Origin of the sequence: Enterobacter sp. DNB-S2 (assembly GCF_019443845.1) — a bacterium.
GTDB lineage: Bacteria > Pseudomonadota > Gammaproteobacteria > Enterobacterales > Enterobacteriaceae > Enterobacter > Enterobacter asburiae_B.
In genome coordinates this window covers 2,296,366-2,320,114 of sequence record NZ_CP050520.1, presented here as the reverse complement: position 1 = coordinate 2,320,114, position 23,749 = coordinate 2,296,366, and the positions used below count along the sequence as shown (strand labels likewise).

Genomic DNA, 23,749 nt, shown 5'->3' with positions numbered 1-23,749 from the left:
ATTGTTGCACAAACCACGCCACTCTGAGCGCGGGCGTGAAACAGTCGATTCCGTATAGCTCAACTGGAAATTTTTGATTCAAAAAAAGGCACGCTCACCGCGTTTGCGCACCTTAGCAGTGCAAACTCACCTCTCACAACGCCGTTTTCACCACTCTGCAGCCTGGTACGCAAATTGCTGAATGTCTTTACACCCTGCAAAAGGAGAGAAGCATGAGAGCAATCGTCATTGGTGCGGGTATTGGCGGCCTGAGCGCCGCCGTCGCGCTGAAGAAAGCGGGCATCGACTGTACCGTGTTTGAAGCCGTCAAAGAGATCAGGCCCGTCGGGGCGGCCATCTCCATCTGGCCTAACGGCGTGAAATGCATGCAGCACCTCGGCATGGGCGACATCATCGAGACCTACGGCGGTCCGATGCGTTTTATGGCCTACAAGGATTACCGGCGCGGCGAGACTCTGACCCGCTTCAGCCTTGCCCCGCTGGTTGAGCGTACCGGCGGGCGCCCCTGCCCCGTCTCGCGCGCTGAGCTTCAGCGCGAAATGCTGGATTTCTGGGGGCCCGACAGGGTGCAGTTCGGCAAGCGCGTCGAACGCGTAAGCGAAGACGGCGCGGGCGTGAGCGTGACCTTCACCGACGGCACCACGGCAGTGGGCGATTTTCTGATTGCCGCCGACGGCAGCCACTCCGCCGTGCGCCCGTACGTGCTGGGGTATACCCCGGAGCGCCGCTACGCCGGGTACGTGAACTGGAACGGGCTGGTGAAGATTGACGAAGAGATCGCCCCCGCGCACCAGTGGACCACCTTCGTTGGCGAAGGCAAACGCGTGTCGCTGATGCCCGTTTCCGGCGGACGTTTCTACTTCTTTTTTGACGTACCGCTGCCCGCGGGCCTGGCGGAGGATCGCACCACCCTGCGCGCCGACCTCACGGGCTACTTCCGCGGCTGGGCGCCGCCGGTGCAGAAGCTTATCGCGGCGCTGGATCCTGAAACGACCAACCGCATTGAAATCCACGACATTGAGCCGTTCGACAGCCTGGTGCGCGGCAACGTCGCGCTGCTCGGCGATGCCGCGCACAGCACCACGCCGGATATCGGCCAGGGCGGCTGTGCGGCGATGGAAGACGCCGTGGTGCTGGGTGAGTGCCTGCGTGAAAACCACAGCATTACGCTGGCGCTGCGCCAGTACGAAGCGCTGCGCTGCGACCGGGTGCGCGACCTGGTGCTGAAGGCGCGTAAACGCTGCGACGTCACCCACGGGAAAGACATGGCGTTGACGCAGGCCTGGTATCAGGAGCTCAAAGAGGAGACCGGTGAGCGCATCATCAACGGTCTGTGCGAGACCATTCAGGGCGGCCCGTTAGGCTGAACGCAAGAGGGACAACGATGAAAAGAGAACCGACTCCACCCGCCCACTGCACGTTTGAGCCAGAGGACTGGCTGCGCCTCGCGAAGTGCTGGCATCCGGTCGCGCGCGCCTGCGACGTCGGCCCGGCGCCGGTTAAGGCGACCCTGCTGGACGAACAGCTGGTGATTTACCGGATTAACGACCAGGTCGTGGTCGCCCGTGACGTCTGCCCGCCCCGCGGCGTGCCGCTGACGCTCGGCTTTCACGACGAGCACGGAATTATCTGCCCCTACCACGGCTTACGCTTTGGAGAAGACGGGCGCTGCAACCGTATTCCGTCCAGCCCCGACCAGCCCGTTCCGGCGAAGCTGAACCTGATTAACTACGCCGTGGAGGAGCGCTTCGGCCTGATCTGGACCTGCCTGGCGTTTGACCCGGACAATCCTGTGCCGCTGCCCACCATGCCGCACTGGGATGACGACGGATTTCAGCAGATCAACTGCCCGGCGTTTGAGGTGAACGGCTTTGCCGGTCGTCAGGTAGAGGGGTTTCTGGACGTGGCGCACTTTGCCTGGATCCACACCGAGACCTTTGCCGACCCCAATAATCAGCGGGTCCCCACCTATCAACCGCAGGAGACGCCGTTCGGTTTTGTTGCCGATTACTGGAGCTCCGTGAGCAACTATCCCGCCAGTTCACCCGTGCAGGCGCCGGAAGGGTTCCAGTGGCTGCGCCATTTTGAAATGCATCTGCCGTTTACCGCCACCCTGACGATTCATTTTCCGGGAGAATCGCGACTGGTCATCATGAACGCCGCGTCGCCCGTGTCATCGCGCGTCACCCGCATGTTCGCCCCTATCGCGCGTAACTTTGACCTGCATATTCCGGTGGAGGATGTGCATGCCTTCAATCTGCGCATTTTTGAAGAGGATCGCCTGATGGTGGAAACCCAGCGCCCGGAAAGTCTGCCGCTGGATCTGACGCTGGAAGCCCATATTCCCGCCGATAAGAGCTCAATTGCCTACCGTCGGGGACTGAAGAAGATGGGCTTTGGCGAATTTTTCCTCGTATGACGGAGGCCGATATGCTGAGCGTAATTGTTGACGGGCTGTGGCGCGAGGGCGACAAAAGCCTCGCCGTCAGGCTGGTGGCTGAAGACGGTAACGCGCTGCCGGCGTGGCAGCCCGGCGCGCACATTGATGTCCACTTGCCCTGCGGCGCGGTGCGCCAGTATTCCCTGACCGGTGCGTGTGGAGACGAGAGCTATCTTATCTGCGTGGGGCGGGAAACCGCCTCGCGCGGCGGATCGCGTTACGTTCACGAGACGCTGCGACCCGGGCAGAAATTAGCGATCTCTGCCCCGCGCAATCTGTTTCCGCTGCATCAGGCTGAGCGGGTGTTGCTGCTGGCGGCGGGCATTGGCATTACGCCGCTGTATGCGATGGCCCTGCAGCTGAAGGCGGCCGGAACGCCGTTTACGCTGCACTATTACGTAAAACGCCGCGAAAGCGCGGCCTTTGCGCGCGAACTCTACCGGTTCGGTGAGTGCCAGATTCATACCGCCAGCCCGCGCACGGCGCTGGCAGAGCATCTTCCGGTGGCCGAGGCGGGGCTTCACGCCTGGATCTGCGGCCCGGCCGGGTTTATGGAAAAAGTGCGAGACGTGGCGACGGCCAGGGGATGGGATGATGGCCATCTCCACAGCGAGGCGTTTCAGCCCGCGGTCCCTGCCGCACGCGGTGACGCGGGCGAGATCTTTACGGTCAAACTCGCCTCCACCGGGGAGCGCTGGCCGGTGCCTGTGGATAAGACCATCGCTCAGGTACTACAGGAAAACGGCGTGGACGTGCCGCTGTCATGCGAAATGGGGATCTGCGGGGCGTGCCTGACGCCGGTGATTGACGGCGTGGTGGATCACCGGGATAGCGTGCAGTCGGAGGCGGAAAAAAGCGCGACGGACCAGCAGGTGGCGCTGTGCTGTTCGCGGAGCCATTCCGGGGAGCTGGTGATTGCCCTGTAAAACGAAAAAACCCTGCGATATTGCTATCGCAGGGTTTCGAATTTGGCGGAAGCGTAGAGATTCGAACTCTAGAACCCTTTCGGGTCGCCGGTTTTCAAGACCGGTGCCTTCAACCGCTCGGCCACGCTTCCAAAGTGAGGCGCACTATAAACATCTATTAGCCCCTTGTAAAGCAGGAATTTTTCTATTTTCACCCGCCGGCGTTTGACTGCGCAAAAATCACCCAGGCGCTTGCCGCGCACCGGTCACAGCCACCTTGTACATACCGTTACACAGCAACGCTCATCCTTTTAAATCGCTCTGGTATAGAATGCCACAAAAATAAACGGTCATTTGTTGTGTAATTGTTATAAATCTGAGTACCCGCAGATTTAGAAATTACTGCCATGCAGTGTTACTGGTTGATGATGAAAATCAAAAATACGCTTTGCTTACATATCCTGATGGCGACCCTGGCCATATTGTTCCTTTGTGTTCACCCGCTGGTGACGAGCTTCAATCCGCCCCTCACCTTCCAGCCGCTGATTAAATCAATGGCGGGCACGCCGAAAGAACAAGCGGAAAAAATTGCGACTATTTCCCATGCCTTAGAAGGGAATGCTATTTTCTTCATTGGCGCGTCTGAGGTGGCCACCTCAGAAGATGAACATTACGCTGTATATAATTACTTTAATAAGCAATTACACAAACCCGTCGTGGCGTATGGCGATGCGTTCGTCGATGATGAAACGCAATTTTTACTGTTCTCTCGTTTTAAAAATAGCCTTAACGCAAACAGTAAAGTTGTTTTGCTTCTGGCTCCTGACAGCTTTTATTCAAAAGGGCTGCCACCGGCTATCTATGCCGATAATTTCCCCGGCTCTATTTTTAATCCGCTGATGAAGGATCCGCAGGCGCGCCCGCTGCTGGTTAATTATTTAAAGCATATTGATAGTAAAGAAATAAGCCATTTAACCTTCGGCCAAATGCGCGTCTTTGGCTGGCACCCCGATCTGATGTGGGACGAGCTGAGCTTCCAGTTTGCCAACGTCTGCACCCTGATAAAAAACGACTGGCTGGCGCTGCTCAACATCACGCCCCAGACGGTACAGCCCTGGCCGCAGCAGCCAGCCGCCCACATTGCCCCCCACTGGGATAAAGAGCTGGCGAATGCGCGCGAGTTAAATAAAAAACGCCAGCAGAGCGCGGCCACCCTGTGGATGGACAAAACGATTTACGAGGAGGACAGTACGCGGCAGCAGTGGGATGACACGCCGGTTGTGCCTGCGCAAATCGCCGCCTTCAGTAAAACCGTCCAGCTGCTTAAGGAACACCACGTGCAGGTCATTGCTATCGTCGACCCGGTTAACCCCTGGGCGCTTTACAATACCGATACCTTCCGCCCGGTTGATAAACAAATAAAAACCATTCTGGAAAAGAACCAGATCCCTTATTTAGATATGTACGCCATGCCTTATCAGAATGGCTGGAACTGGGATCGTTTGCACCCTTCCGAACTGGCCTGGGTTCCTATGATTCGCTTTATTGCACAGAGTTTTAAATGATGAAAATCGCGATCCGTCTTTTTTTACTTTATCTCCTGCTGGCGATCACCATCGTCGCGTGGACCTCTGTCGATGACAGCATGAGTATGCAGCTGCATTTTGAATATCAAAAGTTCTGAGGCCGAATGATGTACAGCTCAGGAATGTTTTTTGTTTATTTGTTTTCATCCGCGCTGGCGTTTGCGCTGGTTAATCGCGTATTACGCCATCGTCTGACCTGGTTATCTGCGCTGTCGGTGCTGACGGCGCTGGGATGGGGATATATATTTCAGGGGGATTATATTGTCCCCGTCGCCGTTTTTTTCAGCTTTTATGTTTTTGCCACGCTAAAAGAGAAGGGATGGTTAAAAACGTGGCAGGCGGTCATTCTGACATTATTGCCGCTGCTGCTGGTGAAATTACATTTAAATAACCACTGGGGCATGATCGGCCTCTCTTTTATGACGTTCCGCGCGCTGGACGTGCTGCTCTATCGCAGTAAAAAAGAAGGTCAGAATTTCCTGCACTATTTCTGTTATCTGTTTATGCCCTTTATTATCCTGGCCGGCCCAATGTACCGCTGGCGGACGTGGATGAGTGACGTCAGCAAGCTCGTATTTGCCCTTAACCGCGAACAGTTTTTAGTCGCGCTGGAGCAAATCATTACCGGCATTGTCCAGAAGTTCCTGTTTGCCATGCTGATTGATTCGCTTGTCGTGCAGCCCTGGAGCCATAAGCCGTTTACGCTGACCGTGGGCGTGGTGATGTCGATTGCCTACAGCACCTACCTGTACTTTGATTTTGCGGGCTACAGCAATATGGCCATCGGCGCGGGCCGCCTGTTTGGGCTCAGCATTCCGGCAAACTTTAACATGCCGCTTCTGGCAAAGAACCCGCAGGATTTCTGGCGCCGCTTCCACATCAGCCTGTCTGAATGGCTGCGCGATGTGGTCTTTATGCCCGTTTATATGAACCTGATGAAATTCAACTTTTTCCGTCAGAACAAAACGCTGGCGCAAAATATCGGTATTTTTTGCACCTTATTCTGCATGGGGGCATGGAATGGCCTGGAACGCCATTACGTCATCAGCGGCGCGCTGTTTGGCGCGATTTCCGTCGCTCACAATATGCTGCTGTGGTCAGCCAAACGCAGCCCGGCATTGCACCGCGGCCTGCAGTATCCGGCCGTTGCGTTTTTAGGGCGAATTCTGACGCTGGGAAGCGCCGCAGGATCCCTTTACATCTTTAGTGGAATGTCACCTCTATGAAAAATCACTCCGATCTTCAGGAACTGCAGGATTTCTTACGTGCGGCATTATGCGATCCCGCCTCCCCGCAGCAGCTGGCCATCAGCGGCAGCGACGAAGCCTTAAGCTGGCTACAGCTTTCTGCTGCCGTGACGGACTGGGCGCATCGCTATCAGCGCTGCCAGCCTGTTGCCGGTACGCCGGTCGTATTGTACGGACACCAGCAGGCCGAGTTCGCCGTGGCGATTTATAGCTGCCTGCTGCACAACATTCCGTACATCCCGGTGGACTGCATCTATCCGCAGGAGCGCCTTCGGGAGATCTGCCATCTGGCCAGCGCCCCTTACTATTACGACGTCGTGACCCGGCAGTTCATCGCCACCGGGGAACCGGGCAAGGTACTGGAGGAGCAGGATCTGGCCTACATCATGTTTACTTCAGGCAGCACCGGTAAACCTAAAGGCGTGCAGATTGGGCGTGAAAGCGTATGGCACTTCATGAAATGGGTCAGCCAGGACTTTTCACTGCCGGAAAAACCGGTCCTGATGAACCACGCGGTATTCAGCTTTGACCTCTCCCTGATCCCTTTGCTGGCGAATCTGGCGATGGGCGGACACATCGTGCTGAACGCCAAAGAGGACATTCAGAAAGAGAACTGGCTGGAGCGACTGAAAAGCAACGCGGTCTCCGCCTGGGTTTCCACCCCTTCTTTTGCATACCAGCAGCTGCTTTCCCCGCAGTTCAACAGCGAGTATTTGCCCGCGCTCAACGTCTTTATCTTCATTGGTGAAGTGCTCAATAAAGCGCTGGTTAAACAGCTTCGCCGCCGCTTCCCGCAGGCCAAAATCATTAACTCGTATGGCCCTACGGAAGCGACGATTGCGACGACCGTGGTTGAAATCACGGATGCGATCCTGAACAGCGACAGCGCCGTGCTGCCGGTGGGGGTCATGATGCCTGAGAGCAAAATGGAAATTTCCGCCGACGGCGAGCTGATTATCTGGGGTAAAAACGTCATGCGCGGCTATCTCGGCCTGCCGCAGGAGAACGCGGCGAAATTACTCCGTCGGGAAGATGAAGCGTTTCGCGGCTACCGGACCGGCGATCTGGGCTATGAAGCGGGGCTGATCTACTGTCAGGGCCGCAACGACAGCCAGGTCAAACTGAACGGCTACCGTATTGAAATCAACGAGATCGAGAACCGCCTGCTGGCCATGTCCGGCATCAACGAAGCGGTGGTCCTGCCGCTGATGAAATCCTGCGGCAGCGTACTGCGCATTGCCGCGTTCTGCGTGACGGATATGGCGCCGGACACCATCAAAACATCGCTGTCGAAGGTCGTTCCGCACTATATGGTGCCTTCACAAATTATCGTAAAAGACGCTTTGCCGCTGAATCCTAACGGCAAAATTGACCGCAAGCTGCTGGACGCTTACGCCCGCACAAATTAATGACTCCAGGAAAAATTATGGAACAAGAAATTCTCGCCCTGTTCGAAAAAGTGTTATCCCGTAAGGTGGGCTTTCACGATGAACTGATTGAATCCGACATTCTCGACTCCATCCTGGCGGTCGATATGGTGCTGGAAGTGCAGGACGTTTACGGCTGCATGATCCCGCCAACTGACGTGGCGACGGTGCTAAAAACCCCGGCGGACCTGGCCCGCTATATTGAAGAAAACCGCTAAACGCCCCTGCTGTTAATGCTGCCCTGAAGGCTCAGGAGGATCTCTCCAGAGCCTTCATTCGTTCCCCCTCCCCCTGAACGCTGTTCTTCTCCTTTTCACAGGAATGAAACCGACTGCTTTTACTATTTCTCCTACACTTTAGGAGTACTGTCGGTACGGGAAACAGAAAAAAGCCAACTTACTTAAGGCATTAATGATTCGCTGTGCGCTCAGCCGGGGAACGTTTTGCCTTTAACAGAGGAGTCTGCGGTATGGCATTCGTAACAACGAAAGACGGCGTCAATATTTACTACAAAGACTGGGGCCCAAAAGAGGCTCAACCCATCGTTTTCCACCATGGCTGGCCGCTGAGTGCCGATGACTGGGATAACCAGATGCTCTTCTTCCTCGCTGAAGGCTATCGCGTTATCGCTATCGATCGTCGTGGACACGGGCGTTCGGACCAGGTGAGTGAAGGCCACGATATGGATCATTACGCGGCCGACGCGTCGGCCGTGGTTGAAAGCCTCGACCTGCGCAATGCCGTGCACGTCGGTCACTCCACCGGCGGCGGACAGGTCGCCCGCTATGTTGCGCAGTACGGGCAACCGCAGGGGCGCGTCGCCAAAGCGGTGCTCGTCAGCGCCGTCCCGCCGCTGATGGTCAAAACGGACAGTAACCCCGGCGGAACGCCCATCGAGGTTTTCGACGGCTTCCGCAAAGCGCTGGCGGCTAATCGCGCCCAGTTTTACCTCGACGTCGCCAGCGGCCCTTTCTACGGCTTTAATCGGGATGGCGCGGACGTTTCACAGGGCACGATTCAAAACTGGTGGCGTCAGGGAATGATCGGCAGCGCCAAGGCCCACTACGAGGGGATTAAGGCATTTTCAGAGACCGACCAGACGGAGGATCTAAAAACCATCACGGTTCCCGTTCTGGTGTTGCAGGGCGATGACGATCAGGTCGTGCCGTATAAGAATGCAGCCCTGCTGCAGGACAAGCTGCTGGCGAACAGCGTACTGAAAATTTATCCGGGCTTCCCGCACGGGATGCATACCACGCACGCGGATACCATCAACGCGGACATTCTGGCCTTTATCCGCTCTTAAACGTCGCCTTTATTGCCGGGTGGCGCTGCGCTTACCCGGCCTACACTCCTGCATCCGCAACGATATCGCTAAATTGCCAGTTCAATGCATGAACGCCACCCGCGGGTGGCGTTGTTTATTCCGCTTAGCGATTATCCAGCTGGGCGCGAACGTTGTTCAGCCCGGTAGTGTTGATGCGGTAAGGCTGCCCGTTCACGGAACGGATCAGCTTTTTGGTGCGGAGTTTTTTAAAGACGCTAAGCGTGCAGTCGCTCAGCACCAGCCCTTCACGGGTGTAGCACTCTACGGAAGTGACGCGGCCAGAGCTGTCGCGGACGTGCACAATACGTCCACCTTTGGCGAGAACGTGTAAGGTGCGTTGTTCCTGACGGGATAAATTCATACTGGAAAACCTGTGTAATCATCATGCGTAAAAACGAGCCCACACCCGCAGGTGCGCGCGTAAGGTTTAAGCGCAGCGATAACCAGTCCGTCCTGAAAAGGGCGGGAAACTGATTATCTGATGAAAACATTCTCCAGCATCAAAGCCTCGGTAAGAGATAGCAATATATTTACGGGATGAATGATAACGCCTGTTTTTTACAGGGAAATAGCAGAGTCTTAAAAGTGTGAGGCGGATCGATCCTAAAAATCGTGTTTAGTCAGTTTTACTGCCAGACTGGGATCCCCTGATGGACACTGACTGGAGCTTTTTTATGCCTGATAACTATACCGTTGTTGAGACCGTCCCCACTGCAGAAGCGTTTTGTCGGCTGCGCGAAATCTCGGGCCTCAGCCCTCGTCCTCTGGAGGCAGCCCGGAAAGCACTGCCTGGCAGCTGTTACGGCATGCATATTCTGTATGAGGGTAAACCAGTGGGTATGGGGCGAATCGTGGGGGACGGTGCGTTGAATTTCGATATTGTCGATGTCGCCGTTGATCCCCTTTATCAGGGGAAAGGGCTTGGCAGAGTCATTATGGAAACGCTTGTAGCCTGGCTGGATACCCATGCCTGTAAAGGGGCCTACGTTTGTTTAATGGCGGATGTGCCTGAGCTTTATGCAAAATTTGGTTTTACGCTCGTTCGCCCGGAAAGCGAAGGAATGGCCAGAATCTGGTGACAGACAAACCCGCGTTAAGGCAAAAGAAAAACCCCAGGTTAACGAGTAACCTGGGGTTTATATCTGGCGGAAGCGCAGAGATTCGAACTCTGGAACCCTTTCGGGTCGCCGGTTTTCAAGACCGGTGCCTTCAACCGCTCGGCCACACTTCCTAAGTGAGGCGAACTATAAACACCTCACCGCGAGCTGTAAAGAGTGGCTGCACTCGTTCGCTGTAAAAATAGTCAAAACGTGTCTAATCGGTTGAACTGACGACACATCGACGATTTTATCAGCACAGGCCTAGTGTTTTTTGATGTACATGTCTTTCGTGAAATAGTACCCCAGCTTATCCGGCGTAAATCCGCCTACCCACGGTTTCACCAGGTGCGTGCGGACGTAGTGATAAACCGGAATGGCCGGTACATCACGCCCCAGCAGATCTTCCGCCTGCTGGTAGAACTTACCCCGCTCTTCCGCTGATTTGGCTTTTGCGGCATCGAGCAGCGCCCGATCGTATTCCGGATTGCTGTACTGGCTGGTGTTTTCGCTGTCGCCCGTGCGGAAGTTGTTCAGGAAGGTCGCCGCATCGTCGTAATCGGCAATCCACGCGTACCGCACCGCGTCAAAGTTGTGGGTGTGCATGGTATCCAGCATGGTTTTCCACTCCTGGTTTTGCAGCTTTGCCTCCACGCCAAGGTTTTTCTTCCACATGGAGCTGGCCGCAATCGCGATGCGCTGGTGCGATTCAGAGGTGTTGTAGAGCAGGTTGAAGCTCAGAGGATGGCTGGCGTTATATCCGGCCTCGTTCAGCAGCTTTTTCGCCTCAGCGATGCGCTTGTCCAGCGGCCAGCTGGCGTAATCCGGGTTCTGTAACTTCACGCCGCCAATATCCGGCTGGCTGATGAGCCACGCCGGGCGCTGCCCCTGCCCTAATACTTTTCCGGCAATGATGTCTTTATCCAGCGCCATGTTCAGCGCCTTACGCACGCGCGCGTCGTTGAACGGCGGCCGGGTGGTATTGAATTCGTAGTAATAGGTCGCCAGCTGAGGTGAAACGTCCAGCTCGCTGCCGAGGGTTTTCTTGAGCTGGGCAAACTGGTTGATCGGCACCGTGTACACGATGTCAATTTCGCCCGCCTTATAGCGGTTCACATCCGAGGCCTCGGACGTGATGGGCAGGTAGGTGACTTTGTTAATCACGGTATGTGCGTTATCCCAGTAGCGCGGGTTGCGCTCTGCCACGATGCGTTCGTTGACCACCCACTGCGACAGCTTATACGCCCCGCTGCTGACGAAATGCTCCGGCTTGGTCCACTTATCCCCGAAGCGGCCAATCAGCACTTTATCCACCGGCACCAGCGACGGGTGCGCCAGCATCGCGAGGAAGGCCGCGTTTGGCTGCGTGAGCGTCACTTCCAGCGTGGTGTCGTTAATCGCTTTTACGCCCAGCGTATCGGGCGCTTTTTTTCCCTGAGCAATATCGGCCGCGTTGACGATATGCATGTTGCCCGGATAGCTGGCATACGGCGAAGCCGTTTTCGGATCGATCAGGCGCTGCCAGCTCCAGACCACATCCTCAGCGGTAATCGCCGTGCCGTCACTCCAGGTGATGCCCGGGCGCAAATGGAACGTCCAGACGGTGTTGTCCTTGTTCTCCCATTTTTCCGCCAGTCGCGGTTGGACTTCGCCTGCTGGGGAAACGCCCACCAGCCCTTCGAATAAATCACTGATAATATTGAATTCGACATCGCTTTCGACTTTATGCGGGTCGAGCGAAGCCGGTTCACTGCCGTTGTTTCTGACCAGTTCCTGTTTGTCGGCCAGCGCGGTTCCTGCCGGCACGTTAGCCGCCCAGGCTGCCGTGCTGGCGCACAGGATCCCTGCGGTTAACAAAGAGAGCGTAAAGTGAGTGCGTGTTTGTGGTTTCATTTCCTTCGCCTTATAGTCTGTTTTATGACGATCCGGAAATAACTCTTAGCGTTCGAATGGTAATAACGCAATATTTTTCAGTAACCTATAAGAGCTTGATCTGGTAAATTGTCGCAAACCGCTGTTCATACTGGCGAAACGGATTTCTGCAGAAGAAATAACCACCTCCAGCGCTAACGTGCTGAGTAAAGATGGGTAAAACCACTTTGAGACTGGCGTGCCGTTTCCTATTCTTTCCACTAATTACATCTGTCATAAGAGAGTGACTCATGGATCGTATAATTACTTCTTCACGCGACCGCACATCGCTACTCAGCACCCATAAGGTGCTGCGCAATACCTATTTCATGCTCAGCCTGACGCTGGCTTTCTCAGCGATCACCGCCACCGCCAGCACCGTTCTGATGCTGCCGTCTCCGGGGCTGATCCTGACGCTGGTGGGTATGTATGGTCTGATGTTCCTGACCTACAAAACCGCTGACAAGCCCGTCGGCATCCTGTCCGCGTTTGCTTTCACCGGCTTCCTGGGCTACATCCTGGGGCCGATGCTGAATGCGTATCTGTCTGCCGGTATGGGTGATCTTATCGGCATGGCGCTGGGCGGTACCGCGCTGGTGTTCTTCTGCTGCTCGGCCTACGTGCTGACCACGCGTAAGGACATGTCCTTCCTCGGCGGTATGCTGATGGCGGGTGTTGTGGTAGTGCTGGTGGGCATGGTGGCAAACATCTTCCTGCAGCTGCCTGCCCTGCATCTGGCAATCAGCGCCGTGTTTATTCTGATTTCTTCAGGCGCGATCCTGTTTGAAACCAGCAACATCATTCGCGGCGGCGAGACGAACTATATCCGCGCCACCGTGAGCCTGTATGTGTCGCTGTACAACATCTTCGTCAGCCTGCTGAGCATCCTGGGCTTCGCCAGCCGCGATTAAGCACAACGGATACGAAAAAGGAGAATGCCTGTGGCATTCTCCTTTTTTTATGCCCTACTCACCCCGGCAAATATAGGTGGGATAGCGCCGGTCCTGAATCAGCCACACGGAAGGCGAGAGTTCAGAGATCGTCAGGTAGTAGCGTGCGGTCGGATTGGCGAAGCTACCCCACTGAGCATCAGGCGTATTGTCATTGTGCCGACGCCAGGTTTTGGTGTAGCTCAATACGATGACGTTATCATCGTCCCGCTGCTGCCAGGTAAAATCCACATCCCTGTCAACGATCAAACATTGCCCGCCAGCCCTTGCCGCGCCTTTATAGGTGGTCAACCCGGTACCGTCCCGATGAAAATAGAACTGGGCAACGGTATTGACCTTCACTTCACTGGCTTTTCCCTCATTGCGCGTGAAATTAAATTCAGTGCTGCAGGCCAGCACATCCTTTTTACCCACGCTGCCGGAATAGTAAAAAAATGCCAGCGAACAACCAACCAGTACACCGCCCACGCCAAAAAGAAGTTTTATTTTCATTTTTGTGCCCCGCTTTTATAACGTATGGTTTTACACAGGCTGGTTTTGCTGACCGGACAGGCACCAATAAACACCTCATCTGCAGCGGAAATAGTAAAACGGGCGCTGAAATAATAAATGTCGTACGCCTCCCGTCCGCACGCTATGTTATTAGCCTCCAGCCGCTCCGCTAATTTCGATAGCACCAGCGGTCGTCCGTGATCGTTGATAATCCAGATGCTGCAACTGGCGATTTTTTCCTTAACCGGCTTGAGTTTCGCCGGAATGAAAATCCCCTGCTGTCGGCTGAAGTAGAGGCTCGTCCCCAGCGCAGCGACGATCAATACGGCCACAATCGCCCATTTTTTCATGGAGGCGCGTTGAGGCTTTACTTCTTGCGGTGCGACCGAGGGCTGCGGATCGACGGATGGAATATTCTCCCCGGGCTGAAAAATCACCTCAGCATCAAAGCGAAATCCGTAACGGGGTACGGTCACAATAAATTCGTGCCCCTCTCCCAGAGACTGGAAGCTTTTACGTAATTCGCTTACCGCTTTATTGAGATTATTTCCCGATGGCGTAAAGCCAAATTCCTCCCACACGCGAGTGATCAATTCCTCCCGGCTCAGGTCGTGCCCTTTGTGTTTTATAAATTCCTGCAAAAGCCGCACGGCTGGCGCCGAAAGCGTTAATACAGATTCTGGTTGTCCAACAAGACTTATTGCATGTGCTTCAGGATCGAATAACAACGAATTATTGCATATAAAAAACATCTTTTATTCTCGGCTGTTACCGCATGCTTTTTTAATCCCTGGTACATCGACATGAAAACCGCCTCCTGACCTGCTTATTTTTTCATCAGAAGGAATTTTCTTCCTATCCCTGGTCGCGGTATTTTCGCTTAACTATACAACCTTAAAGACAGAAAAGCAGGATAAAAACCTGTATTTAACGAGTTAATTAATACAAATTTTCACAAACCGCTGTTCTGGTTAAAGTTTCCCTGCCCTGAAGCAATACGAAAGCAGACGGTGTCCTGGTGTTAACGCGCCGCCGATGAACTCAGAGCAGGCAGACTGAATGTGAAACAGAAAAATAGAGTGAACATGACAACCGCCTTTTATGTCGCCGCGCTGTCATTGCCATTTTTCTCAGAAATGGCAATGGCCAATATGAGCGTGTACCCCATGGAACTGAATGTGGACAGGTCCGGTGCGGCGCAAATTAAGGTAGCGTCGAAAACGGATGATATTCAGTTCATTCGGGTGAGGCAAAAGAAAATTCTTAATCCCGGCACGGCCCAGGAAAAAGAGATTGATGTGGCCTCGTGGAAAGAAGGCGGCGTTGTTGTCACGCCCGAAAAATTTGCCCTCGCGGCAGGCGCAATGCGCGTCGTTCGTCTGGTATCGCTTACGCCACCGGAAAAAGAGACCACCTGGCGCGTCTATTTTGAAGGGGTTAAGCAGCCTGACAGCATTATTCCCGGCAAGGCAGAAAGCCCGGCTGCGACGGCGACATTGGGCGTCAATGTGATCTGGGGCGCCCTGATCCACCTCGCCCCGGAAAAAAGTGTGGTTTCACTCTCGATAGACCCTCGCAGGGGCACGTTAAAAAACAACGGTACGCTGCGCGTGCCGCTGAGAGAGATCGGTATTTGTGACGCAGATTCGTCGTGTAAATGGGTTAAAGAAGACGCGACGATTTATCCGGATACCGAACGGAAATTAAAAACGCTCACAAATTCACAAGGCCAGAAATATAAATTCCGCTACTTCAACTGGGTGAATAAAACCGCTGAAGAAGCTGATTTACCCGTCGTGCAATAACACGACGTTACCGTAAAGACCCCAAAGGGTTTGTTTAAAGAGCCAGGGTGCTCATTTGTAAATATGGAGATATCAATGCGTAAGTACTTTAAACCTCTGATGATTGTTGCCGCGATGACCACGTCCGTTAGCGCGCTGGCGATCCAAAAAGATATTACCGTCAACGCCAGCGTTGATTCACAGCTGGATATGACCCAGGCCGATAACACGCCGCTGCCGGCAAGCATCGATATGCAGTACCTGCCTGGCCGCGGTCTGGAAAGCTACCGCCTGAATACCAAGGTGTGGTCTAACTCCGCCACCAGCAACGTGAAAGTCCGTCTGGTAAGCGCCGCGAAGCTGGCAAATGCCGACGGTGCTGAGACCATCCCAATGACGGTGAAGCTGGGCGACAAAACCCTCTCTACCGCCGATGTGGAATATACCGGTACCGAACTGTTCCCGGGAAGCATTGAAAACGGTTCAGCGGTACTGCCGCTGACCATTTCTCAGACCACCAAAGGCATTCTGAAAACCGGTCAGTACAGCGGCGTTGTCAGCCTGATGCTGACGCAGGCGACTACCACGGAAGGCGGTGCGTAACACCACAGCACCTAAGGAATAACGTCAGAGGGTGCCCACCCTCTGACGTCAGGATGATGTCGAGGCTCGTTCATGGCGTTTCACAGAAATACTCTCCTCTTTGTTGCTTTGTTACCCGCATCCATCCAACTCGCCTGCGCCGGGATGGCCGTCCCGGCAGGTTTTGAAGATCTGGCGAAAACGCAGCGCCTGTGGACAGAGGTCAACCTCTACGGCGAGTCGCTTGGACTTTTTGAAACGGATATCACGCTTGAAACGGTCAGTTTTGTCGCACCTGAAACCGTTGTGGCGGCCATCAAACGCCGGTTTAACGACGACCCTGCTCTCGTTGGCACCGTGTCTGCCGCGCTGGCCGTTCCGCTTGCCCGTAACGGCAACCAGGCCTGCAGCAGCAACGGCTCCGCAGCGGGCTGCGATTACATTGATACCGACCGCGCTGCCATTATCTATGATGAGAATAACGCCCGTATTAGCCTGTTTTTGGACAAGAAATTTCTGCCTAAAGCCACCGCGGAAAATCAGTGGTATCAGCCCACGCAGGACACCGAAAATGCGCTGATCCATCAGCAGAATATTAACTTCGTTGCCGACAGGGATTATCAGTCGGCCACGGTACAGGGCAATGGCGCGCTGGCGCTCACGCAGGACGGCTATGTTAACCTCGACTGGACCTGGCTGGGACAGCGTTCACGGCGTCAGCAGCAGCAGGAGATAACCGTCAACAACGCCTGGTTCCGCCAGGATATCCTGCGTCAGTACTATGTCCAGCTGGGCGAGATGGATACCCGCGATCTGTTCAGTAATGCCGGCGGAAATATCAACCTCAGCCAGCTGCCGCTGGGCAAAATTCGCGGTCTGCGCACGGGTTCAACACGGGCGTGGATGAATCCGGTTCAGCAGTCAAAGGGAACTCCTGTCACCGTACTGCTTTCCCATGACGCGCGTATCGACGCCCGCCGTGGCAATCAGCTGCTGGCCAGCTTTTATCTGAATGCCGGGGCGCAAACCCTCGACACGCGATCGTTTCCGGACGGGAGCTACACCGTCACGCTGTCGGTCTATGAAAATAACCGGCTGACGCGTACCGAGCAGGTGCCGTTTACCCGAACCGGCATTACGCCGTTTGACCGCGTCGAGTGGTTCCTGCAGGCGGGTGAAACCGACAATAGCGATCGGAACGAAGAACGCAGCGCGGTTGCGCAGGCGGGTGTGCGCCTGCCCGTCACCCCGACCCTGGCGCTGACCAGCGGAGCAACGATAAAGAAAAACCAGCGTTTCCTGGAAAATGCGCTCGACTGGAGCCGGGGCTTCAACGCGGGCCCGATCGACGGCGTGCTGAGTACCCGGTTTAGCTACCTTTACGGCAGCGAAGGCCAGCGCGGCAATATTCAGCAAATCAGCTACAACGACGGTTTTTCGCTGAGCCTCTATCGCAACGCGCTATCAGCGGAAAACTGCAACACCCGAAGCGCGGGGTTTGACGCCGTGAACGGCTGTTATCGCACCCTCTCGGTGATGTTTTCCGTCCCTGTCGGCGCCTGGTATGCGAGCCTCGGATATTCGGATAACCGCAACGAAGGACGGTACGTTTCACGTCGGGAGCTCCCGGACAGCGACGACCGCCACGATGCGGGTTTGCCGTGGGAATCGGTCTATATGACCCGCTCGCGCTCGCGCGCCTGGCAGGGAGGGCTGAGCAATGCCTTTAGCACCCGAGGCCTCAACATTAACAGCAGCATTAACCTGTTCATGCGTCACGATGACGCCCGCGACGGCAGGGACAAAGGCGGCTACCTGAGCGTGAGCCTGTCCATGGCGCATAACCGTCAGGGTGATGCGTCGAGCTATACCTCTCTTGGCGCGACCTGGCAGCACCAGCAGCGTGAAAAAAATCAGCTGAGCTACAACGTGGCGCATAACTGGTACGCCGATGCACGCGGTGAAAACGAGTATGGTCTGAGCGCGTCGGGCATTAACAGCGACTCGCTGAATACCTCAGCCTATACGCGCCAGGGCGGGCGATACGGCAACGGCAGCCTGACCGTCAGCGACGCCTGGGATCGTCAGGACAGGCGCCATACGCTGAGCAGCAGCGGCAACTACAGCTCGACCCTTGCGCTGTCGCGTTCTGGCCTGTGGCTGGGACGCTGGAGCGACGGTCGTCCTGCTTCCGCCGTCGCGGTTAACGTTGCCACACCGGAAGATACCCAGGCTCCGAGCGTTGCCGTGTCGCTGGATAACAGCGGGAGCGCAGACATTCCGGGCAATAGCCGCGCCCTCTTCGCAGTGCCGGGCTACCAGCAGACAACGTTGACGATTAACGAATCGCTGGACGTATCCCGGGGAGCCAGCAGTGAGATCACGCAAGGTTCAGGCAGCAGAACGCTGTTTATGGTGCCTGGCAAACTGCTGCGTCGGGATGTACAAACCACCGCAAGCTACACCTGGCTCGGCCAGTTAACCGACGAGCGTCATTCGCCGTTTATCGGTGGCGTGCCGCTGAACGTTAACGGCTGGAGCGATCTCGGCAACGGCGGATTCAGCGCCCAGAGCGATGCCCTGCTGCATAACCTCTACCTGGTGCGCCAGCAGCAGTTTTATCAGTGCGAACTCAACGTGAAAAGTATGCGCGACGTGGTGCGCTATGTCGGCTCAATTCCTTGCCGGGAGTTAACCTTCTCCGCCCTGCCGGATGCCGTCCAGCAGCAGGCGCAGCTGATGCTCGCCGGACGATCGGTACCTGCCGGTCCAACAGCCATGAACGCCGACAACCTCACTAAAGGGAAATGATGTGATTAAGTGCTTCTTTATATTACTGTTCTTAAGCCTGTGGACAGGCCAGGCGCTGGCGGGCGCCCCTGCGGGACGAAACACCAGCGTTGGGATCAGCTTCGATCGTACGGCACCGCCTGCGCGTTTCGATATCTGGTTTCATGAATCGGGCGGCTATGACCTCGCCGACCCGCAAAAGTGGGGACGTAATACCCTGACCTGTGAGTCCCGAACTGATACCACGAACGGGGCCTGCATGAACTCGCCGGTCTGGTTCTCAGCTAACCCGGCCGCGCCCTATGCCATCAATTTACGTTTCACGCATGCCCTCACCAGCAAGACGGTGGATATCAAGGTATATGGCGATCACTACATGTTTATCAACAATAAAGTCTTTACCTTCGCCAGTTTTGTCACAGGGGGAACGGGCGATCTCAGCGCCTGGAACAGAGAGCCCTATTTCGATTTCTATATTGTGAAAAGCGAACTGGATAAGCTCGCCCTGCCGGGGATCTGGACCGCAACGCTGAAGCAGAACCTGCGTCAATGGGGGAGCGCCGACTGTGGCGGAAACTTCAATGACGTAAACGTCGGATGCCCTGGCTACCTCACCATCGCCAGGTGGCAGGCAAACATTCGCATTGAGGTGGTCGATCCGGGTAATCAGCAGATTTATCTGCCGGCATTTCCGCACTCTACGCCTATCGTTAACCTCAACCTGACCAACTTCCCGGGGCGGCCGGGAGGTAGTGAGATCCAGGGGGAAAACTCGCTGGATATGTGCCTGTACGACGGTAATAACAGCACCAGCACCCGCGCCTATCTTCGCTTTGAGGATGACGGACTCCCCTCAGCGGATCGTGCCGAAGGCGCGTTTTCAATCAGGCGACGCGGCGGTAGCCAGACCGATGCGCGGGATCGTCTCGATTATCGGGTCTCCGTCACCAATCCAATAACAGGCGCAACCGAAGCCGTCGCGAACGGTAAAACCCTGGTCTGGCAAGGCACGAACGATCCGCAGCATCTGCGTCAGGTCGTGCTGCCCGGCGGACGCGAGAGCGTATTGTGCATTCCTGCCCCTATTATCCTGAAAACCCCCGCGTTTGCCGCCAGCAGCAAAAACGCGGGCGACTATACCGGCACGCTGCGCGTTATCTATACGCCCAGCACGTTATAACGAGGTCACCGTGAGTTACGCTATTCTCGACAATAATCGATTTTACGCCGAAGGGTTGCGCTACGCGCTGCTGCGTCGGGGCGTTCAGCCAGAGGTCCAAAGCGACACCGTGCAATGGCAGCCAGCGCTGCTTACCCGCCGCGTGGTTGTCGTACGCTGCCGTTTTTCCGTGGCGGGTACGCATCAGGCATTGATAAACATTTTGCTCAGACTGGAAGCCGCCCGCTGGCAAGGCAGCCTGTATCTGGTCTGCAATGAAAAGGGGTGGGCGCTGGCGACGCATTTACGCAAGCGTTTCAGTACGTTGACCCTTTATATCATCGATGACCGGATCGCCGTCGCTGATGCGGCATATTTGCTGGCAAAAGAGCCTCGCCGCGTCCGAAGTCTTGACTGCTGTCTTACCGGCCTTGAATTCAACGTGCTCGATCTGATGCTTACCGGCTTGCCGGTACGCCACATTGCCATCGTGACGCGTATGTCTGAGAAGCAGGTTTCGACCCATAAATGCAACGCGCTGAAAAAGCTTAATGCCAACAATCTGCTGCAACTGCTCCTGTAGGGCACGGCTTATCCTTCGGCGGCTTTTTTGCTACACTGTCGCCGTTTTTTTCACAGACGACAGAAGATTATGTTCATTTTTGCAGGCCAGGAAATTGAGACCGATAGCGAAGGCTATCTGAAAGATACGACGCTCTGGAGCGAGCCGCTGGCGGAGAAAATTGCGGAAAACGAAGGGATTACCCTCTCCCCCGAACACTGGGAAGTGGTGCGTTTTGTTCGCGAGTTCTATCTTGAATTCAACACCTCTCCGGCGATCCGCATGCTGGTTAAAGCCATGGCCAATAAGTTCGGCGAAGAGAAAGGCAACAGCCGCTATCTGTATCGTCTGTTCCCGAAAGGCCCGGCAAAACAGGCCACCAAAATTGCCGGCCTGCCTAAGCCGGTGAAGTGTATTTAATACCGAATCCCGAAGTTTACGTATTCGCGCCCGGGTTGATGCGGTTCCGTTAACACCTTATCAACCCGTGCGCTGCGCGGCCCGCCCGCTTTCAGCCACGCCACCAGCTTGTCGACCTGCTCCGCTTCGCCGCAGGCGACCACCTCAACGCTGCCGTCGTCCCTATTTCGCGCGTATCCCGTGAGCCCAAGCTCAACCGCTTCGCGCTGGGTGCTGTAGCGGAACCCCACGCCCTGAACAACGCCGTGAACCCAGGCAATGGTGCAGACTTTTGACATTTTTCTTCTCCTTAACGTAGCGTTTTAGGCAAACAGCCATAGTGCTGCCGGAAACGGGCGGTGAAACGAGAGCTGGAAAGATACCCACATTGTAATGCGATTTCGCCAATCGGTAATCGGGTTGACTGGAGCTGTGACAAAGCAACGGCCATCCTCACCTCCTCCACGATCTGGCGAAAACTCTGCGACTCTTCACGCAAGCGTCTGCGCAGCGTCGGCACGCTTAAGGCCAGACGGCTGGCAACATCCTGCGCGGTCCAGGCTCTGGCGGGCGACAGCATAATGAACTGCCGCACCTGCTCGGTCAGGTTACTGTTACGCTCAACAAGCAGCGGACCCGCCACGCCATCGTGCAGCAGGGCCAGCAAAAGGCCGAAAGCCTGATGCTTTTGTAGAGCCTCCGGTAAATCCTGACGCACGGCGTGCAGCAGATTGTCCCACATAAACGCCAACCCCTCGCTCAGCGGGGCGCAGAGCGAATGCAGCGTCGTGCGCGGCCAGGATTTCAGGTAATGCGCCTTAAACTCGGCGACGATCTCCGGGGATAACATTAGCAAATCCGAGTGAAACAGACCGTTTACAGGCTGATTGATAATCTCCATCGCCGTATTGGCCGGGATAATGATGAGCTCATCCCGTGTCGCCTCCAGGCGGTTATCATCCTGAACTATCACCTTAGTGCCGTGAGTGATATGACAAATAGCCGGAAAAAAGAGCTTAACCTGGTGCAGGCGATGCATTTTGCTGGCAGTCACTTCACCCGCGGTAAGATGGTTATGTCGAAAATGAAACTCCTGCACCCTGCCATCCTTATCTGCTGTAGGTTGCTGTTAACTGAGCCTTTGCCAGAACGTGACTATTGAGCATAAAACCGACCAGCGCGCCGCTGGCATTGTTGTCGACGGGCAGTTTATCCACGTCCAGGGCCCAGACGGTAATCTGATAGCGGTGAGGCTTGTCCCCTTCGGGTGGACATGCGCCGCCGAATCCAGAATAGCCGAAATCATTACGCCCCTGCACAACGCCGGCAGGTAATTTCTCGCCGTTCGGGTTACCGGCATCAGCGGGCAGCGTCATTGTCTTCGCCGGGATATTGGCTACGGTCCAGTGCCACCAGCCGCTGCCGGTGGGCGCATCCGGGTCATATACCGTGACGGCAAAACTTTTCGTACCGGCAGGCGGATTTTTCCATGCCAGCTGCGGTGAGATATTCCCACCGTGGCAGCCAAACCCCTCAAATACCTGCTGTTGCGCCAGCCGCCTTTCGCCGGAAATATCCTGGCTGGTGATGCCGAAAGGCGTTGTTGCTAAAACCTGAAAACTCATCGCCGCCAGAGCGGCTATTGCTATCACACTGCGCTTTTTCATGGGTGCTCCCTCTGCTGTACCGGAAGCCCTACTGTAAAGCCTGCTGCTATACCGGAATGTGCCTAAGCGATTTGATTTTGTGCCGAAACGCTCAACGGTATCCGCAGATGATTGCGCCTTGCTGAATGTGGTAATCTACGCGCCATTTCCTGAAATCGACAGAACAGCAAATTATGAGTGTACGTTTAGTGTTAGCCAAAGGGCGCGAGAAATCATTACTGCGCCGTCATCCTTGGGTCTTTTCCGGCGCGGTTGCCCGTATGGAAGGCAAAGCCAGCCTCGGTGAAACCATTGATATCGTTGACCATCAGGGGAAATGGTTAGCGCGAGGCGCCTACTCGCCAGCGTCCCAGATCCGCGCTCGCGTCTGGACGTTTGATAAAGATGAAACCATTGATATCGACTTCTTCGTTCGCCGTCTGCAGCAGGCGCAGCAGTGGCGCGACTGGCTGGCAAAACGCGACGGGCTGGACAGCTACCGCCTGATTGCCGGTGAGTCCGACGGCCTGCCTGGCGTGACCATCGATCGCTTCGGTAACTTCCTGGTGCTGCAGCTCCTGAGCGCCGGAGCGGAATACCAGCGTGCCGCGCTGATCAGCGCGCTGCAAACGCTGTTCCCGGAATGCGCCATTTACGACCGCAGCGATGTGGCGGTGCGCAAAAAAGAAGGCATGGAGCTGACTCAGGGGCCCGTAACGGGCGAACTGCCACCGGCCCTGCTGCCGATTGAAGAGCACGGCATGAAGCTGCTGGTGGATATTCAGGGCGGGCACAAAACGGGTTACTACCTCGACCAGCGCGACAGCCGTCTGGCTACGCGTCAGTACGTTGCCGACAAACGCGTGCTGAACTGCTTCTCCTATACCGGCGGTTTTGCCGTTTCGGCGCTGATGGGCGGCTGTGCCCAGGTGGTAAGCGTGGACACGTCGCAGGAAGCGCTGGACGTGGCAAAACAGAACGTCGAGCTAAACAAGCTGGACTTGAGCAAAGCGGAGTTTGTCCGCGATGACGTGTTCAAGTTGCTGCGTAAATATCGCGATCAGGGCGAGAAGTTCGACGTCATCGTGATGGATCCGCCGAAGTTTGTGGAAAACAAAAGCCAGCTGATGGGCGCGTGCCGCGGGTATAAAGATATCAACATGCTGGCTATCCAGCTGCTGAACCCGAGCGGGGTTCTGCTCACCTTCTCCTGCTCCGGCCTGATGACCACAGATTTATTTCAGAAAATCATCGCCGATGCCGCAATAGATGCTGGTCGTGATGTACAATTTATAGAGCAGTTCCGTCAGGCAGCCGATCACCCCGTGATTGCTACCTACCCGGAAGGACTGTATCTGAAAGGGTTTGCCTGTCGCGTCATGTAACTTGAAAAGAGAAATATTGCCCGCACATAACGTGTAAGTCGTATTTCCCGGGAGGTGACT

General features: G+C 55.5%; 25 protein-coding genes and 2 tRNA genes. 18 read left to right on the top strand and 9 right to left on the bottom strand.

The window, feature by feature from the left end; genetic code table 11:
- Positions 1–212: 212 nt before the first annotated feature.
- The 3 genes from hpxO to HB664_RS10895 are packed head-to-tail and all read left to right on the top strand — an operon-like array spanning position 213 to position 3,366.
- Complete coding sequence (gene hpxO, locus HB664_RS10905) at positions 213–1,367, top strand: FAD-dependent urate hydroxylase HpxO (RefSeq protein WP_219940788.1); 1,155 nt, start codon at positions 213–215, stop codon at positions 1,365–1,367.
- 17 nt (positions 1,368–1,384) lie between these two features.
- Complete coding sequence (hpxD, locus tag HB664_RS10900) at positions 1,385–2,419, top strand: molybdenum cofactor-independent xanthine hydroxylase subunit HpxD (RefSeq protein WP_219940787.1); 1,035 nt, start codon at positions 1,385–1,387, stop codon at positions 2,417–2,419.
- 11 nt (positions 2,420–2,430) lie between these two features.
- Entirely contained in the window at positions 2,431–3,366 is a 936-nt protein-coding gene (locus tag HB664_RS10895) for a PDR/VanB family oxidoreductase (RefSeq protein WP_219940786.1), read from the top strand.
- A gap of 43 nt (positions 3,367–3,409) precedes the next feature.
- Here HB664_RS10895 and HB664_RS10890 read toward each other — a convergent pair.
- Positions 3,410–3,497, bottom strand: a tRNA-Ser gene (locus tag HB664_RS10890).
- Positions 3,498–3,773: 276 nt separating this feature from the next.
- Between HB664_RS10890 and HB664_RS10885 the strand changes: the two genes are divergently transcribed.
- The 6 genes from HB664_RS10885 (at position 3,774) to HB664_RS10865 (ending at position 8,911) form a co-directional block, all read left to right on the top strand.
- Entirely contained in the window at positions 3,774–4,910 is a 1,137-nt protein-coding gene (locus HB664_RS10885; protein WP_219940820.1) for a D-alanyl-lipoteichoic acid biosynthesis protein DltD, read from the top strand.
- Entirely contained in the window at positions 4,907–5,029 is a 123-nt protein-coding gene (locus tag HB664_RS22805; protein WP_255640238.1) for a hypothetical protein, read from the top strand. Before HB664_RS10885 ends, HB664_RS22805 begins: the two co-directional genes overlap by 4 nt.
- 9 nt (positions 5,030–5,038) lie before the next feature.
- Positions 5,039–6,157 (top strand): MBOAT family O-acyltransferase, encoded by a 1,119-nt coding sequence (locus tag HB664_RS10880; RefSeq protein ID WP_219940819.1) that lies wholly within the window; start codon positions 5,039–5,041, stop codon positions 6,155–6,157.
- Positions 6,154–7,587: an AMP-binding protein gene (locus tag HB664_RS10875; protein ID WP_219940785.1), complete on the top strand. Its 1,434-nt coding sequence runs from the start codon at positions 6,154–6,156 to the stop codon at positions 7,585–7,587. The genes HB664_RS10880 and HB664_RS10875 overlap by 4 nt, the downstream gene beginning before the upstream one ends.
- A 17-nt stretch (positions 7,588–7,604) precedes the next feature.
- Complete coding sequence (locus HB664_RS10870) at positions 7,605–7,823, top strand: acyl carrier protein (RefSeq protein WP_008499867.1); 219 nt, start codon at positions 7,605–7,607, stop codon at positions 7,821–7,823.
- A gap of 251 nt (positions 7,824–8,074) precedes the next feature.
- On the top strand, positions 8,075–8,911 hold the full coding sequence (locus tag HB664_RS10865; protein WP_032658141.1) for an alpha/beta fold hydrolase: 837 nt from the start codon (positions 8,075–8,077) through the stop codon (positions 8,909–8,911).
- A gap of 124 nt (positions 8,912–9,035) precedes the next feature.
- On the opposite strand, the gene HB664_RS10860 is transcribed toward HB664_RS10865, so the two are convergent.
- The gene (locus tag HB664_RS10860; RefSeq protein WP_021240841.1) at positions 9,036–9,293 is read right to left on the bottom strand and encodes a YjhX family toxin; all 258 of its coding nucleotides are present in this window, start codon (positions 9,291–9,293) and stop codon (positions 9,036–9,038) included.
- A 313-nt stretch (positions 9,294–9,606) separates the two neighbouring features.
- On the opposite strand from HB664_RS10860, the gene HB664_RS10855 reads away from it, so the two are divergent.
- The gene (locus tag HB664_RS10855; protein ID WP_033146518.1) at positions 9,607–10,011 is read left to right on the top strand and encodes a GNAT family N-acetyltransferase; all 405 of its coding nucleotides are present in this window, start codon (positions 9,607–9,609) and stop codon (positions 10,009–10,011) included.
- A gap of 64 nt (positions 10,012–10,075) precedes the next feature.
- Here the strand turns inward: HB664_RS10855 and HB664_RS10850 are convergent.
- Both HB664_RS10850 and HB664_RS10845 read right to left on the bottom strand, forming a co-directional pair.
- A tRNA-Ser gene (locus HB664_RS10850) sits at positions 10,076–10,163 on the bottom strand.
- A gap of 130 nt (positions 10,164–10,293) precedes the next feature.
- Positions 10,294–11,922, bottom strand: a complete 1,629-nt coding sequence (locus tag HB664_RS10845) for an ABC transporter substrate-binding protein (protein WP_033145136.1) — start codon at positions 11,920–11,922, stop codon at positions 10,294–10,296.
- 269 nt (positions 11,923–12,191) lie between these two features.
- Here HB664_RS10845 and yccA point away from each other — a divergent pair, with 269 nt between their 5' ends.
- A complete protein-coding gene (gene yccA / locus HB664_RS10840; protein WP_023335168.1) occupies positions 12,192–12,851 on the top strand; it encodes an FtsH protease modulator YccA in 660 nt (219 codons plus the stop codon).
- A 54-nt stretch (positions 12,852–12,905) separates the two neighbouring features.
- On the opposite strand, the gene HB664_RS10835 is transcribed toward yccA, so the two are convergent.
- Positions 12,906–13,382: a hypothetical protein gene (locus tag HB664_RS10835; RefSeq protein WP_033145135.1), complete on the bottom strand. Its 477-nt coding sequence runs from the start codon at positions 13,380–13,382 to the stop codon at positions 12,906–12,908.
- Positions 13,379–14,134: a winged helix-turn-helix domain-containing protein gene (locus HB664_RS10830; RefSeq protein WP_219940784.1), complete on the bottom strand. Its 756-nt coding sequence runs from the start codon at positions 14,132–14,134 to the stop codon at positions 13,379–13,381. The genes HB664_RS10835 and HB664_RS10830 overlap by 4 nt, the downstream gene beginning before the upstream one ends.
- Positions 14,135–14,443: 309 nt before the next feature.
- Between HB664_RS10830 and HB664_RS10825 the strand changes: the two genes are divergently transcribed.
- The 6 genes from HB664_RS10825 to tusE all read left to right on the top strand — a co-directional run bounded on the left by HB664_RS10825 (position 14,444) and on the right by tusE (position 20,679).
- Positions 14,444–15,187 carry a fimbrial protein gene (locus HB664_RS10825; protein ID WP_219940783.1) on the top strand — a complete coding sequence of 248 codons (744 nt, stop codon included), beginning with the start codon at positions 14,444–14,446 and terminating at the stop codon, positions 15,185–15,187.
- 75 nt (positions 15,188–15,262) lie between these two features.
- Positions 15,263–15,769 (top strand): CS1 type fimbrial major subunit, encoded by a 507-nt coding sequence (locus HB664_RS10820; protein WP_021240847.1) that lies wholly within the window; start codon positions 15,263–15,265, stop codon positions 15,767–15,769.
- A gap of 72 nt (positions 15,770–15,841) precedes the next feature.
- Positions 15,842–18,559, top strand: coding sequence for a TcfC E-set like domain-containing protein (locus HB664_RS10815; protein ID WP_219940782.1), 2,718 nt, complete (start codon positions 15,842–15,844; stop codon positions 18,557–18,559).
- 1 nt (position 18,560) lies between these two features.
- Positions 18,561–19,718, top strand: a complete 1,158-nt coding sequence (locus HB664_RS10810; protein ID WP_219940781.1) for a CfaE/CblD family pilus tip adhesin — start codon at positions 18,561–18,563, stop codon at positions 19,716–19,718.
- Positions 19,719–19,728: 10 nt separating this feature from the next.
- Positions 19,729–20,280, top strand: a complete 552-nt coding sequence (locus tag HB664_RS10805) for a LuxR C-terminal-related transcriptional regulator (protein WP_047061513.1) — start codon at positions 19,729–19,731, stop codon at positions 20,278–20,280.
- 69 nt (positions 20,281–20,349) lie between these two features.
- Positions 20,350–20,679 carry a sulfurtransferase TusE gene (gene tusE / locus HB664_RS10800; protein ID WP_008499913.1) on the top strand — a complete coding sequence of 110 codons (330 nt, stop codon included), beginning with the start codon at positions 20,350–20,352 and terminating at the stop codon, positions 20,677–20,679.
- On the opposite strand, the gene yccX is transcribed toward tusE, so the two are convergent.
- Genes yccX through HB664_RS10785 form a run of 3 tightly spaced genes read right to left on the bottom strand, consistent with a single transcriptional unit; the run spans position 20,676 to position 22,325 of the window.
- A complete protein-coding gene (gene yccX / locus HB664_RS10795) occupies positions 20,676–20,957 on the bottom strand; it encodes an acylphosphatase (protein ID WP_033145129.1) in 282 nt (93 codons plus the stop codon). The two genes, tusE and yccX, sit on opposite strands and share 4 nt — an antisense overlap.
- Before the next feature lie 11 nt (positions 20,958–20,968).
- Positions 20,969–21,757, bottom strand: a complete 789-nt coding sequence (locus HB664_RS10790; protein ID WP_047652831.1) for an AraC family transcriptional regulator — start codon at positions 21,755–21,757, stop codon at positions 20,969–20,971.
- Between the two features lie 10 nt (positions 21,758–21,767).
- Complete coding sequence (locus tag HB664_RS10785) at positions 21,768–22,325, bottom strand: kinase inhibitor (RefSeq protein WP_064672236.1); 558 nt, start codon at positions 22,323–22,325, stop codon at positions 21,768–21,770.
- A 173-nt stretch (positions 22,326–22,498) separates the two neighbouring features.
- Here HB664_RS10785 and rlmI point away from each other — a divergent pair, with 173 nt between their 5' ends.
- Entirely contained in the window at positions 22,499–23,689 is a 1,191-nt protein-coding gene (gene rlmI, locus HB664_RS10780) for a 23S rRNA (cytosine(1962)-C(5))-methyltransferase RlmI (RefSeq protein ID WP_219940780.1), read from the top strand.
- Positions 23,690–23,749: the final 60 nt, after the last annotated feature.

Coding starts and splice junctions, on each gene's coding strand:
- HB664_RS10860 (WP_021240841.1), bottom strand. CDS start 9,293: ATGAATTTATCCCGTCAGGAACAACGCACCTTACACGTTCTCGCCAAA.
- hpxD (WP_219940787.1), top strand. CDS start 1,385: ATGAAAAGAGAACCGACTCCACCCGCCCACTGCACGTTTGAGCCAGAG.
- HB664_RS10845 (WP_033145136.1), bottom strand. CDS start 11,922: ATGAAACCACAAACACGCACTCACTTTACGCTCTCTTTGTTAACCGCA.
- HB664_RS10870 (WP_008499867.1), top strand. CDS start 7,605: ATGGAACAAGAAATTCTCGCCCTGTTCGAAAAAGTGTTATCCCGTAAG.
- HB664_RS10865 (WP_032658141.1), top strand. CDS start 8,075: ATGGCATTCGTAACAACGAAAGACGGCGTCAATATTTACTACAAAGAC.
- yccX (WP_033145129.1), bottom strand. CDS start 20,957: ATGTCAAAAGTCTGCACCATTGCCTGGGTTCACGGCGTTGTTCAGGGC.
- tusE (WP_008499913.1), top strand. CDS start 20,350: ATGTTCATTTTTGCAGGCCAGGAAATTGAGACCGATAGCGAAGGCTAT.
- HB664_RS10895 (WP_219940786.1), top strand. CDS start 2,431: ATGCTGAGCGTAATTGTTGACGGGCTGTGGCGCGAGGGCGACAAAAGC.
- HB664_RS10830 (WP_219940784.1), bottom strand. CDS start 14,134: ATGTTTTTTATATGCAATAATTCGTTGTTATTCGATCCTGAAGCACAT.
- HB664_RS10880 (WP_219940819.1), top strand. CDS start 5,039: ATGTACAGCTCAGGAATGTTTTTTGTTTATTTGTTTTCATCCGCGCTG.
- rlmI (WP_219940780.1), top strand. CDS start 22,499: ATGAGTGTACGTTTAGTGTTAGCCAAAGGGCGCGAGAAATCATTACTG.
- yccA (WP_023335168.1), top strand. CDS start 12,192: ATGGATCGTATAATTACTTCTTCACGCGACCGCACATCGCTACTCAGC.
- HB664_RS10820 (WP_021240847.1), top strand. CDS start 15,263: ATGCGTAAGTACTTTAAACCTCTGATGATTGTTGCCGCGATGACCACG.
- HB664_RS22805 (WP_255640238.1), top strand. CDS start 4,907: ATGATGAAAATCGCGATCCGTCTTTTTTTACTTTATCTCCTGCTGGCG.
- HB664_RS10835 (WP_033145135.1), bottom strand. CDS start 13,382: ATGAAAATAAAACTTCTTTTTGGCGTGGGCGGTGTACTGGTTGGTTGT.
- HB664_RS10815 (WP_219940782.1), top strand. CDS start 15,842: ATGGCGTTTCACAGAAATACTCTCCTCTTTGTTGCTTTGTTACCCGCA.
- HB664_RS10855 (WP_033146518.1), top strand. CDS start 9,607: ATGCCTGATAACTATACCGTTGTTGAGACCGTCCCCACTGCAGAAGCG.
- HB664_RS10875 (WP_219940785.1), top strand. CDS start 6,154: ATGAAAAATCACTCCGATCTTCAGGAACTGCAGGATTTCTTACGTGCG.
- HB664_RS10785 (WP_064672236.1), bottom strand. CDS start 22,325: ATGAAAAAGCGCAGTGTGATAGCAATAGCCGCTCTGGCGGCGATGAGT.
- hpxO (WP_219940788.1), top strand. CDS start 213: ATGAGAGCAATCGTCATTGGTGCGGGTATTGGCGGCCTGAGCGCCGCC.
- HB664_RS10885 (WP_219940820.1), top strand. CDS start 3,774: ATGAAAATCAAAAATACGCTTTGCTTACATATCCTGATGGCGACCCTG.